Annotated in this window: 12 protein-coding genes; 9 read left to right on the forward strand and 3 right to left on the reverse strand. The window is 58.6% G+C overall.

Going from position 1 to position 15,046, the window contains the following annotated elements:
• Nucleotides 1–9 precede the first annotated feature (9 nt).
• Both mprF and H8274_RS04260 read right to left on the reverse strand, forming a co-directional pair.
• Complete coding sequence (mprF, locus tag H8274_RS04255) at nucleotides 10–2,718, reverse strand: bifunctional lysylphosphatidylglycerol flippase/synthetase MprF (RefSeq protein ID WP_185933935.1); 2,709 nt, start codon at nucleotides 2,716–2,718, stop codon at nucleotides 10–12.
• Nucleotides 2,715–2,960, reverse strand: a complete 246-nt coding sequence (locus H8274_RS04260; RefSeq protein WP_185933936.1) for a hypothetical protein — start codon at nucleotides 2,958–2,960, stop codon at nucleotides 2,715–2,717. Before H8274_RS04260 ends, mprF begins: the two co-directional genes overlap by 4 nt.
• 258 nt (nucleotides 2,961–3,218) lie before the next feature.
• Between H8274_RS04260 and H8274_RS04265 the strand changes: the two genes are divergently transcribed.
• The 5 genes from H8274_RS04265 to H8274_RS04285 all read left to right on the forward strand — a co-directional run bounded on the left by H8274_RS04265 (nucleotide 3,219) and on the right by H8274_RS04285 (nucleotide 10,034).
• Nucleotides 3,219–3,500, forward strand: coding sequence for an HU family DNA-binding protein (locus tag H8274_RS04265; RefSeq protein ID WP_049619317.1), 282 nt, complete (start codon nucleotides 3,219–3,221; stop codon nucleotides 3,498–3,500).
• 373 nt (nucleotides 3,501–3,873) lie between these two features.
• Entirely contained in the window at nucleotides 3,874–4,395 is a 522-nt protein-coding gene (locus tag H8274_RS10020; RefSeq protein ID WP_221884767.1) for a DUF3039 domain-containing protein, read from the forward strand.
• Nucleotides 4,392–6,173 carry a DEAD/DEAH box helicase gene (locus tag H8274_RS04275; RefSeq protein ID WP_065414537.1) on the forward strand — a complete coding sequence of 594 codons (1,782 nt, stop codon included), beginning with the start codon at nucleotides 4,392–4,394 and terminating at the stop codon, nucleotides 6,171–6,173. The genes H8274_RS10020 and H8274_RS04275 overlap by 4 nt, the downstream gene beginning before the upstream one ends.
• Before the next feature lie 306 nt (nucleotides 6,174–6,479).
• Nucleotides 6,480–8,210 carry a purine-cytosine permease family protein gene (locus tag H8274_RS04280; protein WP_185933937.1) on the forward strand — a complete coding sequence of 577 codons (1,731 nt, stop codon included), beginning with the start codon at nucleotides 6,480–6,482 and terminating at the stop codon, nucleotides 8,208–8,210.
• 63 nt (nucleotides 8,211–8,273) lie between these two features.
• Entirely contained in the window at nucleotides 8,274–10,034 is a 1,761-nt protein-coding gene (locus H8274_RS04285; RefSeq protein ID WP_185933938.1) for an adenine deaminase, read from the forward strand.
• Nucleotides 10,035–10,291: 257 nt separating this feature from the next.
• On the opposite strand, the gene H8274_RS04290 is transcribed toward H8274_RS04285, so the two are convergent.
• Nucleotides 10,292–11,656, reverse strand: a complete 1,365-nt coding sequence (locus H8274_RS04290) for a nicotinate phosphoribosyltransferase (protein WP_244924524.1) — start codon at nucleotides 11,654–11,656, stop codon at nucleotides 10,292–10,294.
• Nucleotides 11,657–11,809: 153 nt separating this feature from the next.
• Here H8274_RS04290 and clpS point away from each other — a divergent pair, with 153 nt between their 5' ends.
• From clpS to H8274_RS09755, 4 genes are read left to right on the forward strand one after another with little or no spacing between them, the layout of a single operon-like run.
• A complete protein-coding gene (clpS, locus tag H8274_RS09915) occupies nucleotides 11,810–12,556 on the forward strand; it encodes an ATP-dependent Clp protease adapter ClpS (RefSeq protein ID WP_185933940.1) in 747 nt (248 codons plus the stop codon).
• Nucleotides 12,553–13,236: a DUF2017 family protein gene (locus H8274_RS04300; RefSeq protein WP_185933941.1), complete on the forward strand. Its 684-nt coding sequence runs from the start codon at nucleotides 12,553–12,555 to the stop codon at nucleotides 13,234–13,236. Before clpS ends, H8274_RS04300 begins: the two co-directional genes overlap by 4 nt.
• Nucleotides 13,237–13,245: 9 nt before the next feature.
• Nucleotides 13,246–14,055, forward strand: coding sequence for a glutamate racemase (gene murI / locus H8274_RS04305; protein WP_185933942.1), 810 nt, complete (start codon nucleotides 13,246–13,248; stop codon nucleotides 14,053–14,055).
• Nucleotides 14,055–14,987: an MBL fold metallo-hydrolase gene (locus H8274_RS09755; protein ID WP_049619323.1), complete on the forward strand. Its 933-nt coding sequence runs from the start codon at nucleotides 14,055–14,057 to the stop codon at nucleotides 14,985–14,987. Before murI ends, H8274_RS09755 begins: the two co-directional genes overlap by 1 nt.
• The last annotated feature ends 59 nt before the right edge of the window (nucleotides 14,988–15,046 follow it).

A 15,046-nucleotide genomic window follows, 5' to 3' on the forward strand; every position in this document is an offset into this window, starting at 1 on the left:
GGCGCCCGCTTACATAGTTTTTGTAGCGCCCGCTTTCGTATCCTGCGCGGTGCCCGTTTTCGCGGCCGCTGGTTTTGTAGTAGCGGTTTTCGTAGCTTTTGCTTTTGCGGCTGCCGGTTTCGCGGCTGCTGGTTTCGCAGCTGCCGCTTTCACAATGCTTGTTTCCGTAGCCGCAGGTTCTGCGCCTTGCATGGTAGGTAAGTGTTCGAATTCTTGCCGAGTGAGCGGGATTGCGCCCGCGGTGCGGTCTGGCTTTTGCACCAGGTTGATGAGGTTCACCAGGGTAGGGGCGAGCGAAGAAGGCCCCGAATACACCAGATAGCGCGAATGCCAACGCGGCTTGAATTTCTCCTTGTAGGAACGCAAGCCCTTGAAGTTGTACATGCGATTTCCGAAGTCGTAAATGTAACGCACAATTCGTTCCTGGGCGCGTGAATGGCGCCGCGTACCCGTATTTGAAAGCGGTGCCATGCCCAAATTGAAGTGGGCGTAGCCATTCTCTTTCGCCCATTCGATGAGGGAAACAAAGATCCCATCCATCGTTCCGCCAGGCGCATCCGGCCGGATCCGCATAATGTCTACGGAGGCTACGCCATCTTCCATGGGCATCAAAGAGGCAAAACCTTCCACGCGTTCCGGCCCGCGTACCACCGCAATCGGCGCCCGGGAAAGATAGTTTGCGTCAAAGAAGCCGAGGGAGAAGCCCATTTCTTCCCGGCCGTTCAACCACGCATCTGAAACATCGCGGATCTCGCGGATAAATTCCTCGGTAAAGGGCGGCATCACCATTTCGAAATGTGTGCCCTTTTCACCCATGCGGTTACGCATCCGCCGGAAAATCTTGCCCTTATTACCCACATTGGAATAGCAACTCAGATCCACGGTGGCATCCTCGCCGATTTTCACGAAGCTATACCCGGTATTGGCTACCGCCGCGAGATATTTCGCGGAAATTTCGTAAATCGAAGCCTTACTTCCGTGTTCTTCCGCGTAGGAAACAAACTCGTCTAGCAGATCTTCAAAGGAATCCGGATCCCCAATCGGATCGCCCAAAGCTATGAGTGTATTGCGCCGGCTGCGGTACATGAGGGCGGCTTTACCGTCGTCGCTATAGAACACTTGTTTATCACCCAGGAAATACAGGTGCGTATAAGCGGTGGCACCCCACTTGTCTACGAAATCTTCGAAACGCGTCACGTCCTCCGTGGTGGGAGGTTCAAATTTGGGTGCCCGCGAATTGGAGAACAGCAGGGCGAAGGCGATAAGCACCACGAGCAAGAAATAGAACAGCGCGGTACGCCACCCGGCGTGCGGGTAAACCTGTACGCCTACCGGGGTCTTGATCCACCGCCACGCGAAAATCAGGGCGGGAATACCGATAGCGGTTACTAGCGAGACCAGGAAGGAACGCGGTTCGAAAGGCAAAGGTTCGCGCACAAAAGCCCCGCGGGAAAAGTACAGCAATAAGGCGAACAAAGCCAACAGTACGGTCATCTGGATATCGAGCCCGCGGGCTACGGAAGCCACAATTCCTACTACCAGCAATATCAAGCACGCCGAACGCACCCGAGAAACTCGCAAGCGAATACCGCGGGAGAGGATCACCAACATGAGACCTACGCCCAAGCAGGCGGCGCGCGAGGCACGCGCAACTTCGTGGGGCATCAAGAACCGTAAGAACCCCGGGAAATTAATGAAACGCGGGAAGATGGCGCTAACCATGAGCACTACGCCGGCGCAAAACATGCCGATCCACAAGATCGTGACCAGTAAGTTCTCACGCTTTTCTTGCTTTTCCAAACCGATCTTGGGCATCACGGTTTCGGCGGCCCAATATAGTGCCGCGGCCAACCAAGGGAGCAGGTAGTAAGTAATTCGGTACGCCACCAGGGCAAGTGCCAGGCCGGAAGGATCGGCGCCCATCCGTTCAAAGAAGAAGAAAACCGTGACGTCGAAGGTACCCAAACCGGCCGGGATGAAGGAAAGCAAACCGACCAAAGTGGCGGTGGCGTAAACGAAGATCGCCTGAATCAAACTGACATCGGGCACAAATACGCACACGCAAATCCAAAAGAACACCGCGGCTGCTAGCCAATCGGCCAGGGAGGCGAGGAACATGCCCAGTTTGGTGCGTGCATTTTGCTGGCCTAGTACCGATTTGCGCAGGTCAATTTTCCAAAAATGGAGCCGCCCGGCCAAGAAATAGAAGGGGATATACAAGCAGGCAACGATTGGCACGATCAGAAAACGCCCGTCGTAATGCGCGGCGAAAGGCAAGGTCACTAACAGCATCGCGAAAAGCCCGAGCAGGTTCGCCGCCCATACCGATACCGAAACCCCTACCGCCTTTTTCGGGTCGGCACCGGCCCGCGAATAGTAACGTGCGCGAATCGTGCCCCCGGTGAGCCCACCCAAACCCGCAAAATTATTGAAGGCCTGCGCAATCCACCCGATTTTCAGGGCTTGCATGGTAGGCAGCTCCACCCCTACGGATTTAGCGGCAAAGACGTCATACAGCCCGGTGGCGGAAAAAGCCACAAAAGCCAGGATTACTAATTCTGCCAGCACCGGCCGCGGCGTGCTTGCCAGAAGCTCATGCATGCGCTCCCCGGAGAGCTCTGCCACCTGGTTCCGAGCGATCAACACCACCGCAATGGCAATTATCACGTAGAAAGCGATCTTTAGTACGCGGGAGTGCTTTTTGATGAAGTCCTTCACTCATTCTGCCTTTCCAGTTGGCCGGTAACCGAACCCTTGCGGTGCTCGATTACGAGCGGGGCTTGCGGCCCGGTACGTTCGCGGCCGCGATTGGCTATCGGGGCAAGCAATACCGGGAGCGGTGAAAACACCGGGGATGAGCCGCTGAAAACCGCGAAATCCCGCGGTTCTTCCAGCTCTATAAGGCAAATCTTACCGCGGCGGAGGCGGGTGGCGGAAATAATATCCTGCAACCTTGGCATGGGGGCTCGTACGCCTCCAGCATGATGCCCACGTTTTTTGCAGGTAGCGCGAGTTGTTGCCCTCACTCCCATAGGGCCAGGTTAAGGTGCGAATTATGCACGGATGCGGCTAAAAGTAAAAGTAAAATAGCGAGATGAGTTACGACACGCGCAAAATTGCGTTTTTTGAGGGAAAAAACGGGAAGATTCCGCTACATTTCTGCCTAGTGGCTTCAGATGAGCCATTGACAAAAGAACAACTTATCGAGAGGAATTCGAATGTCCCTCAACCGTACTGAACTTATTGCAGCTATCGCCGAAGAATCGGGCCTCACCAAGGCTGATTCCGATCGCGCCATTGCTGCTCTGCAGACCGTGCTTGTTGACTCCCTTTCCAAGGGCGAACCGGTAAAGATCACCGGTCTTATGTCCTTCGAGCGCACCGAGCGTGCTGCTCGCAAGGGCCGCAATCCGCGCACCGGCGAGGAAATCGAAATTCCTGCTGGCTACGGCGTGAAGATTACGGCTGGTTCGAACCTGAAGAAGGCCGTGCAGAAGTAAGCTGCGCGAGCATTTAACAGGTAACGAGAGGCATATTGCGGATGCGCACGTTATCGCTGCATCTGCAACATGCCTGATTCACTTGCGAGTGCGAGTGATGCGAGTGCAAGTGAATTGAATGCGGGGGCTCCGGGAACGGGGCCCCTCGTTGTATCTAGCGGGCCCCTTGGCTCCTCGGCCCTGCGGACCCTCGCCCCCTGGCTCCTTGCCCTGGTTGTGTTTGGCGGCGCCGCTGCGGTGCGGGTGTGATTTCGGTACGGTGCTGGTGCGGCGGTGCTGTGCCGGTGCAGTGTCGGCGCCGGTGCAGGGCGCCGTCGAGTTTCTCACCGGGGCGGGGCTGGCACTCCCAGAAACTACCACTAGAATCAGGGCCATGATCGATTCCTCCTGCGCGTACTTTGTTTCTGGCTCTGCTCCGGCCGCTACGTCTTACGCGGCCCCAGCAGCCTCGGCGGCCCCGGCAGCTTTGGCGGCCCCGGCAGCCTCGGCGGCCCCGGCCGTATCACCGGCTGCTACCGGCACGGCCGCACCGGTTTCGGCTGCGCTTGCTACGGTGAAGGCTACGGCCTCACAACCGGAACCGCCGGCAGGGCCCGGGCAGCCGGAAGGGCCGAATCCGGAAGGTTCCCAATCGGTAGGTATCCTCGAAAGAACCGAGGAGCAACTCTCAGATGGCGACGATGAACGTTTCGCCCACTACGTGCGTAAGGACCGGCAACTCGAATCAGCTTTCACCGGTAAGCCGGTGGTGGCCCTGTGCGGGAAAGTGTGGGTACCTACTCGCAACCCTGATAATTTCCCGATTTGCCCCATGTGCAAAGAAATCCATGAACAGATGGGCAACCAGGGTTCTGCCTGGCCCTTCGGCCCGGACGTTCCGGGAAGCGGCCAGTGAGGCCCGAAAGTAACCAGCCGCGCAATCCACAATCTCCTTCGCGTCACGCCGCCGAAACGCTTTCGCCGGCGTATCCACGGCGCGCGGCTTGGGGTACGACGTCGTCTTTGCGCGCCTGGCAGGCCGAAGCACTCCAGCAATACATGGATTCGCAAGCCCAGGATTTCCTGGCGGTAGCGACCCCGGGGGCCGGGAAAACGACTTTTGCTTTGCGCGTGGCCGTGGAACTACTCGCGCACGGAATTATCGAAACTATTACTGTGGTTTGCCCTACCGAGCATCTGAAAACGCAGTGGGCGAATGCGGCAGCGCGGGTGGGCATCCAACTGGATCCAGATTTCACTAACGCGCAACGCTGGGAAGGCGATTTCTTCAACGGCGTGTGCGTGACCTATGCGCAGGTGGCGGCCAATAGTGCGCTACACAAGAAACGCACCCAGGCGCGGCGTACCTTCGTGATTTTGGACGAAGTACATCACGGCGGGGACGCTTTGAGTTGGGGTGAAGCGATCCGGGAAGCCTTTGATCCGGCCGTGCGGCGGCTTTCCTTGACGGGAACGCCTTTCCGTTCGGACACTTCGCAAATTCCCTTCGTGGAATACGAAAAAGATGCTTACGGTAATCTCACCTCCAAACCGGATTACCAGTACGGCTACGAACAAGCTTTGCGTGATGGGGTTGTGCGCCCGGTCATGTTCCTTTCCTATTCGGGGCAAATGCGCTGGCAAACCAAGCACGGGGATGTGGTAGAAGCAACCCTGGGGGAGCCGCTTACGAAGGACATGACTTCCCAGGCGTGGCGCACCGCGCTCAATCCGGAAGGGGAGTGGATCCCGGCGGTAATGGCCGCTGCGGATGAACGGCTTACCGTGGTGCGGCGTTCGATTCCCGATTCGGGTGGTTTGGTGATTGCCTCCAACCAGGCTGATGCGCGGGCTTATGCGCAAGTTTTGGCGCAGGTATCTGGAGAAGAACCCACCCTGGTGCTTTCTGATGATGCTTCCGCTAACGATAAGATCGCCGAATTCTCCGAGGGGACGAGCCGGTGGATGGTGGCGGTGCGCATGGTTTCGGAAGGGGTAGATGTACCGCGCCTAGCGGTTGGTGTATATGCCACTTCGGCTTCCACGCCGCTGTTCTTTGCGCAGGCGATTGGCCGTTTCGTGCGGGCGCGCCGGCGCGGAGAAACCGCAACCGTGTTCTTGCCCTCCGTGCCGCAACTGCTGGAACTGGCTTCCGAACTGGAAAAACAGCGCGACCATGTGATTTCGGTCCGGAAGGGCGAAACCGGGTGGGATGATGCGGCGCTGGAAGCGGCCAACCGGGAAGAAAAAGCGGAAGAAGATCTGGCTTTGCCAGGGTTTGAGGCGCTCGAATCGGGTGCCGCTTTTGACCGCGCGCTTTTCGACGGCGGCCAGTTTGGCCTGGGTGCAGAGGTCGGTTCGGATGAAGAAGCAGACTTTTTGGGGATTCCCGGGTTGCTCGAACCCGAACAAGTGACTACTTTGTTGCGCCAACGCCAGGCGGAGCAAGCCCGCCATCGCCGCAATGGAGAGAAGAAACCTGCCGCCCAATCGGAAACTCAAAGGCGGCGTAAAGCTCGCAAACAGCTTTCCCAACTGGTGGCGGCCTACGCCCAAAAGACGGGCGATCCGCACGCGCTGATCCATACCGAATTGCGGCGGGCCTGCGGCGGGCCGGAAGTGGCTCGCGCCTCTGCCGAGCAGATCGAAGCCCGCGTGAAGAAGATCCAAAACTGGTTCGTCGGCCGCCGGTAGGTGCCGGGCGCGGTAGGCGACAGGCGCGGTAAACATCGGTCTGCGGTAGCCGGCGCGTGAGCTTTGACACGGCGGGTGGTACGTACAAATTCGTGAAAACCAACTGAGCCGCGAAAAGTTCTCGCAGCGTCTCACATGGTGAGCGGCTTGCTGTCCATTTGGTGGACGAGGGCTCGATTTTTGGGTTTTGCGGCGCTTGAATAGTGGCGTGGCGCGTCAAAGCGCCACGTTCTATTCATGTGTTTGGTTGCGCCTCACGTGCCGCCCGCCTGCGGCCAGCACCGAACGCACGTCCGTAGGAGAACGATGGCAGGCACGCTCGAAAAGCGCGGTATTGATCTAGTCCCAGAAAACGAACGTTATGGCAAACCCCGTGATCTTTTCTTTTTATGGGCTGGCACCACAACAAATATTTTCACGGTAAGTTACGGAGCAATGTTGCCCTTGCTATATGGGCTCACCTTGCCAGAATCCTTACTAGTAATCCTCATCGGTAACCTGTTGGCCTACCCCTTACTTGGTTTTACATCTTTACAAGGTCCGGCTACCGGCACCACCACCATGACGATTTCCCGCTCCTGGTTGGGCACGCGCGGGGCGCGCATGAACGGCGTCTTCTCTTGGCTCATGCTGCTCGGCTTTGAAGCGGGCGGATTAATCCTCGTCTACTATGCGGCAGCCGCGCTCCTGGAGCGTTTCGGAATCATCTTGGCGGGCCCGCAAATGGTGGTAGCCGTCGTCGTACTAGCGGCCGCGCAAGCCATTATGCCGCTCGTGGGGCACCGCTTCCTCATGGCCGCGCAAAAATACGCGACCATCGTTTTCGCGCTTGCTTTCGCAGTTCTCGCGGTACTGATTGTGCCGCAAGTACAGCTGGGCGGGCAGGTAGGAACCGGGGCCGACGCCGCCGCGGGCACCTCCCTTGCCACTTTCGTTTCCGCGATCTCGCTGGTCATGGTTTCGGGCGGACTGTCCTGGGCACCGAGTGGTGGTAACTTCTCTCGCTATCTACCCATTCCGGATAGCTCCCGCGGGCACGGAAAACGCGCAACTGGTTCCGGGCAAGCCAAACAGGCCGCTGGTTCCGGGCAAGCCAAACAGGCCGCTGGTTCCGGGCAAGCCAAGCGCGCAGGTGGCTCTACTTGGGCGCAGATTGCGTGGGCGGCGAGCCTGGGCGGTTTCGTACCGTATGTGCTGCTGCAGAGTTTGGGCGCGGCGATGGCCACGGTAGCGGTGGGGCCAGACGTAGACCTTTCCAATCCGCTCGCCGTCCCCGCGGTATTGCCCGCAGCTTTCGCGATTCCTTTCCTGCTGCTGGTCATGTTCGGCCTGCTGATCCAAAACGGGACGAACCTCTATTCTTCCGGTCTGAATTTGCAGACTGCAGGTTTTAGGGTTTCGCGCGAAAAGATCGTGATTCTTGATTCGGTGATTTGTGCGGTGGTCGCTGTGGTCGCGGTTTCCCAGTCCAGTTTCTACGATCTGCTCAACGCTTTCGTTGCTTCGCTTTCGATTTGGTTGGCACCTTGGGTGGCAGTGTACGTGTGCGACGCCGTTTCCCGCGCCGGCCGTTATGACCTGGCGGGCCTGGCCGCCGAGGGTCCGGGCGGCCCGTACTGGGGAAGGGCCGGGATTCGCTGGGATGGTATGGGCGCAATGCTCGCCGGCATGGTCGCGGCCTGGCTGTTTTCTAATACCGGGTATTTCACCGGCCCGTTGGCCGCGGCGATTGCGCGCGGTGCCGGGTTAGAGGCGGCCAGTGCTCCCGACCTTTCGATTGCGGCCGGCGCTCTCGTGGCCAGCTTCGTGTTCCTGCTGGCCAGGCGCGGCAAGCACAATGCGGCCGCCCTCCCGCAAAACAACGAAACTCGGCTAGATCGTTTCGATAATGAAACTTCCTTAGACCGTCACGCCAGCGAAAGCCGGCTAGACCGTGACGATAACGGGACCGCGCTAGATCGTCACGATAACGGATCCTCGCTAGACCGGGCGGCGCAAACAGTAGCGGTACAAACCGTTCCTGTATCTAATAACTAACAACACCAACAGCAGACTTTGGGAACGCAAACCTGTTCCCGGGAAACACACAAAGGAGAAAACATGCCGAATCGGCACCTACTCGATGTTGCTTATGGACGTGCCCACGCAGACGTGATTATTGACGGCGGGCAGCTGGTCAATGTGATGACCGGGGAGATTTACCCGGCTTCGGTGGCGATTGCGGAAGGCCGGGTGGCGGCTGTGGGTGATGTGGAAGCCCAGCGCGGCCCGGAAACCAAGATTATTGACGCGGAGGGGCGCTATCTCACCCCGGGGCTGATTGATGGCCACCTGCATATCGAATGTTCGAAGCTTTCGGTCACCATGTTCGCGGATTTGGTTTCGCGCTATGGCACGACTTCGGCGATTTCGGGTTTGGACCAGATTTTGGTGGTAGCCGGACTGGCGGGAGTTAAGGAGTTCTTGGCGGAAGCGGAAACTGCGCCCATGCGGGTGTGGTGGGGCGCGCCGGCCAAGGCTCCCTACACGGTTCCGGAATCGAATGTGGGCCACCGGTTTGGTGTAGCTGAACACGAACAAGTGCAGCATCTGCCAGAATGCGTGGGTTTGTGGGAAACCGTGCAAGAGTTCGTGGAATACGGGGATGAAGAAGTTTTGACCGCCATGGACATGGCGGAGCGGAACCGTTTGCAGGCCTTTGGGTGTGCGCCGCTGGTGGATGCGCGGCGAGTGGCGGGCTATGCGGCCAGCGGGGTAGCACTGTGCCACGAGTCTTATTCGCCGGAAGAAGAGCTCGAAAAGCTGCGCAACGGGATCAATATTTTGATCCGCGAATCTACGGCGGCTCCCATGCTGGAAGAAAATATCAAGCTGGTTACGCAAATGGGGGCCCCGGCCGACCGCGTTGGTTTCTGCACGGATGATGTGATGGCTACCGGGATTTTGGAACGCGGCCACCTGGATTACGTGGTGCGTTTGGCGATCCAACACGGGGTGGATCCGGTGACGGCGATCCAGATGGCCACGGTGAACACGGCTCGCATGTACCGTTTGGATCACCAGATCGGTTCGATAACGCCGGGCCGTTTTGCCGATATTTTGCTGGTAGATAGCTTGGAAGATTTCCGGCCGGCGGTAGTGATTAAGGGCGGGGAAGTGGTGGCCCGGGAGGGTCAGCCGGTACGGCCCGCTCAAGCTCCGGAGCGTTCCGAAATCCTGCTCAATACTTTCCACCTGCCTGAAGTTACACCGGCGCGCATTGCGGTGCCGGCCGAAGGTACGCAGGCCCGCGTACAAACCATCGTCCTTTCCACCGGTGTGGCTTTCAAACGCCCGGGCGAAGAAGTGGAATTGGAGATCGTGGAGGGGAAGGTCCAGCCTGATATTTCCCAAGACGTTATTTACGTGGCGTGTGCGGAACGGTACGGAAAAACTAATAACTTGCCGGTGGCCTTCATTAAGGGCTTCGGGCTCAAGCGGGGAGCTATCGCCACCTCCGCTTCCCCGGACGATAACAATATTGTGGCAGCGGGTACGACGCCGGAAGACGTGGCTTTTGCGATCAACCGAGTAGCTGAAATTGGCGGCGGCCAAGTTGCAGTAGCAGACGGCGAAGTGCTCGCCGAACTGCCTTTGCCCGTGGGCGGGATTGTGGCCGACCTGCCGGCCGAAGAAATGGCCCGGGCAGAAAGCCATCTTGATGAGGTTGCACGCGAGCAACTCGGGGCCACCCTCGAATCTGCTTTCGGCCAGCTACTCTTCCTATCCATTACCGCAATCCCCGAATGGGCGATTACCGATCTGGGGCTTATCGACTGCGTGAGCTTCGAAGTAACCGATCCCGTGCTTTCCACCAAGTAAAACTGGCATTCTATGCCGGCTAAATGCTGCGCTTTCTGGCGCGCAAATCCGGCGCTGCTTGCCGAAATGTAAATCCGGTGCTTTTCACCGGGTAAACGGAGGCGCGGCCAGAGCTGAATATGGCAACTGGCCCGGTCCGCAAGACGATGCGGACCGGGCCAGTCGGTATGCACTGAGCATCCACGGAGAACGCGCGGTTCGCAGCACATCCCGGTGCGCTAAGCGAATCTCTGTGTACTTAGCGAACTCTGGTGTGCTTAGTGGATAACAGGGGCGTTGATATTGCCTTCGAAGATATCTTCACGCACGGTGGGGATTGCCGGTTCGCCGCCGGAAAGGCGCCAGCCATCGTAGGGGAGTTCGGCGCGGGATGCTTCGTGCCGGGAACGCGCGGCGGGTAGTACTGCGCGGGCCCGGTAAGCGGCGTCGATCTTTCCGTTTTCGATGAGCTGCACCTGAACCGGCCGCGCACCGCGCGCCTGCACGTAATCGAACCCTTCCGCAAAACTACGGGCAGAAACTACAAGTTCTTGATTTGCTCGGCCTTCCCGGTAGAGCCGGCCGGCTACCTTCAGGCCGCCTACGGAAGCTTTGTTTTCGGAAGTTTTGCCAACTTCGTGCATCTTGCCGTCCGCCCCTTGGCGTTCCACCAGTTTGTAAACCAGTTGTGCGGTGGGGTAACCAGAACCGGTTACCATGCGCGTACCCACGCCATACGCGTCTACGGGAGCGGCCTGCAAGGCAGCAATCGAATACTCGTCAAGGTCGGAAGTAACCGTAATATGCGTGTTTTTTGCACCTAGAAGGTCGAGCTGTTCCCGCACTTTGAAAGCGCCGGCCACTAGGTCACCAGAATCGATACGCACCGAACCAAGTTCGCCGCCGGCCTCGCGGGCGGCTTGTACCGCATTTTCTACACCGCTGGAAATCGCGTAGGTATCAACTAGGAGCGTGGTATCTACTCCCATATTCGCGATTTGAGCGGCAAAAGCTTGGGGCTCGGAATCGTGGACGAGGGTGAAGGAATGGGCGGAAGTACCAGAAACTGGTATTCCGTATTGGCGGCCTGCTTCCAGATCCGAAGTGGAAGTGAAACCGGCAATATAGGCGGCGCGGGCCGCGGCCACGGCAGACATTTCGTGGGTGCGGCGAGCTCCGAAATCGGCGCAAGGCCGCCCGCGGGCTGCCATGGTCATCCGGGAAGCCGCCGTGGCTACCGCGGAATCATAGTTGAGGATGGAAAGCAGCACGGTTTCCAAGATGCAACATTCGGCGAAGGTGCCGGTTACGGTGAGAATCGGAGAACCGGGGAAATACAATTCGCCTTCCATATAGCCATATACGTTCCCGGTGAACTTGTAATTGGCAAGCCACTCTAAAGCACGCTCGGAAACGATCTGGTTTTCCCGTAGATATTCAATTTCGGCTTCTCCGAACCGGAAGTTTTCGATCGCTTCGAGTACGCGGCCGGTCCCTGCCACCACGCCGTAGCGCCGGTTGCCGGGCATCCGCCGGCTAAAAACTTCGAAAACCGAAGGTCGAAGGGCGGCGCCGGACTGCAGCGCGGCGTCGATCATTGTCAACTCATACATGTCCGTCATGAGTGCTGTGCTCTGGGTCATGAGCAATAGCATAGCGTGCCGAGCCGCGCCAGGGACTACCAGGGACTATTTGGACCGCAAATTTTGGAAATACGCGATGCTCGTAGCCGCTAGCTGGCGCCGTACATATCCCTTTCCCAGCTGGTAGAAAGCGCTCGTAGTAGGATGGGAGGCATGAAAACGCCGGATCCGGGTAGCAATGGGAGCAAAGCGCACTCCACTTCGCAGCCGCATGCGGGGGAGGACAATCCTGGAGTGAGCGCGGCTGAAAACAACGCCGCAAATGAAGCGGCCGCAAGTAATGACGCGAGTAATGCCGCAAATGAAGCTACCGGTAATGCCGCGAGCAAAGCTACCGGCAAAGCCGCGCGCAAAGCTGCCAGTGAAGCTAAAGCCGGTACGGCTACCGGCAAAGCCGCGCCGTGGCAAACCGTTGTGCATAATGATCCGGTGAATCTTATGAGTTACGTGCGGTGGGTGTTCGAATCTTATTTTGGGATGAGTACCGAAACCGCGCAGGATGTGGCGATGCGTATTCACCGGCAGGGCCGTGCTGCGGTTTCGCGAGGCCCGCGCGAAATGATGGAAGCAGATGCTACGGCCATGCACACCTACGGGATTATTGCCACCATCGAACAGACCAGTGCTAAGGGTACTAATAGCGCAGACGACGCCGGAAGTACCGGGTGCGCTGGAAGCACCGGGGATACCGGAGGCCGCGAAAATACTGGAGATGGTGCGAACCACACGCCGAGCGCGTCAAGTGCGTCGGCGGGAGAGCCGGGCGCGCCTGCGGCAGAACCGAGTGCGCCTGCGGCAGAACCGAGCGCGTCTGGGAGAGAGCCGTGCGTCCCTCCGGAAGAGTCAAGCGCGCCAAGTGAGCCTCTGGCAAATCCGAGTGCACCGCAGGAGGAACAGTGAAAGCTTTCCTGCCCTGGCGCGGCGGCTACATGGCTCGCGCTGATGAAGTGGAGCGCCGCTTTTTTAGCGGTATTGCCCGTGATGTAGCCCATTTGTTGGGCCGCCATTTGGAACCTTTGCCGCCTACTTTGCCGCCCACGCCACGCGAACCGGAAGATATTCTCGAAGCCTATGCGGCAGAACTGGCAGACCTAGCAGAGCTAGCAGAGATAGCAGAGCTAGCAGACCCCGCGGAACTTGATGAAGACCAGCAGGAACCCGATCTGCCCTTGCCACCGCTCGATAATGCGCTGATTCGGCTTTTGCCAGATATGGCAGAAGATCCGGATATGGCCTATGAACTACGAGCCATTACAGAAGAATCCATTCGCACCGCAAAGGTGGAAAACTTGCGCTTCTTTGCCCATTCTTTACAGCAGGAAGCCGTTTGGGTGGGGAACGAAGACGTTCGTACCTGGGCCGGGGCGGCTAACGATATACGCCTCGTGCTCGCCGCCCGGCTCGGTATCCACAGTGAAGAAACTGCCTACCAAATCACCGAAAAAGGGTGGCGGATCATTCAGGACACGAACCACCAGATAGAAAACTCGGACGATTTAATGTGCGTCTTGTATGTTTTGCTCAGCTGGTGGCAGGATTCACTGATGCGAGCGCTGCAAGCGAAGAAGCTTCGCGGCTAGATTTGGCGTGTGGATGAACGACCGATTGGTATTTTTGATTCCGGAGTGGGAGGCTTGACGGTCGCACGTGCGATTCTGGACCAAGTTCCCGGAGAGCCCATGATCTATATCGGCGATACCGCGCACAGCCCCTACGGCACCAAAAAGATTTCGGAAGTGCGCCACCACGCACTCAACGTTATGGAAAAACTGGTGGCTTCCGGCGTGAAAATGTTGGTCATCGCCTGCAATTCCGCTTCCAGCGCGGCCCTGGCCGACGCTCGGCAACGTTTCGAAATTGATGCCGGAATTCCGGTAATAGAAGTTATCCGGCCGGCCGTGCGGCGCGCCGTGAAAACCACGCGGAATAACAAAGTGGGGGTGATCGCCACCCAAGCCACCATAGAATCCGGTTCCTACCAGGATTCTTTCACCGCGGCCCCGCAAATTGAGGTGTATACCGCAGCCTGCCCACTTTTCGTGGAACTCGTGGAAGCTGGGATCACCGCCGGGCCGCAAGCCCAAGCGGTTGCCGAAGAATATTTGGCACCCCTGCGCACAGCCGGCATAGATACTCTTGTGCTCGGATGCACGCACTACCCACTTCTAGCCGGAGTTATCTCCTATACCATGGGTGAAGATGTGGCTATCGTTTCTTCAGCAGACGAAACCGCAAAAGATGTATACCGGGTACTAGCAGATCGAGACCTGTTCGCAGCCTCCTCGCATCCGCAGCACCGCTTCTACGCAACGGGCGATCCCCATTCCTTCGGCGTCCTCGCTCACCGTTTCCTGGGCCCGGAGGTAGGTATCCCCTTATCCACGGAGGAATTAGGTTAGTGAGGCTTACGATTATTGGGTGCTCGGGTTCTATGTCTGGCCCGAAATCACCGGCGTCGTCGTACCTAGTACAAGCAGAAGGGGAAAGCCCCGAGGGAGGTACGCGCACGTACTCCCTGCTCCTCGACATCGGACCGGGAGCCATGGGGCACCTGCTGCGCTATCTTGACCCGGCCGCGCTTGACGCGATCGCTATTTCCCACCTACACGCAGACCATTGCGCAGATCTGGTGGGCATGCAGGTGTACCGGAAATGGAACCCGTATGGCGCGCTCGGCCCGGTACCCGTGTACTCTCCGGAAGATGGGCACAAGCGTATGCTCCAACTTTCCGGGGACGACCCGGAAGATACTTACGAAGGAGAATACGAGTTTCACCGGATCCGAGCCGGGGATAGTTTCACCGTGGGTCCCATGCACGTGGAAGTATTTGCCGCCTTGCATACGGTAGAAGCGGTAGCGTTCCGAATCACGGGACCGGCGGAAGCCAGCAAAATCCCGCCGGCCATCACGCGCGCTCCGATGCTTGCCGATTTTTCGACGACGACGTCTCTTCCCGCCATCCGCCCCGCCAGCACCACGGCACTACCGGCCGGCGCTCCACAACCGCGCGAAACCCTGGCCCAACCCGGCCGGCAAATGGTACTCACCTACACCGGAGATACCGACCTGTGCGAAAGCCAAATCGCGGCCGCTAAAGACGCCGATTTCTTGCTCGCCGAAGCCGCCTACCAAGACGGGCGAGAAAAAGTACGCGGCGTGCATATGACGGGCGGCCGGGCCGGCAAACTCGCCCGCATGGCCGGCGTGAAAAGGCTCGGCCTTACCCACCTGCAACCCTGGACCCAACCGGCCGAAATCTTGCGGGAAGTACGCGGAGAATACGCCGGGCCGGCTAGCTGCGTAGCGGCCGGAGAAGTGTATCGAATTTAGCAAACGCCCGGGCTGAGGGAGCGGCGAGCTGGGTCAAGCAGGCACCAGTCGCACGCCCA

The sequence above is a fragment of the Actinobaculum suis genome, assembly GCF_900618115.1.
GTDB classification, from domain to species: domain Bacteria; phylum Actinomycetota; class Actinomycetes; order Actinomycetales; family Actinomycetaceae; genus Actinobaculum; species Actinobaculum suis.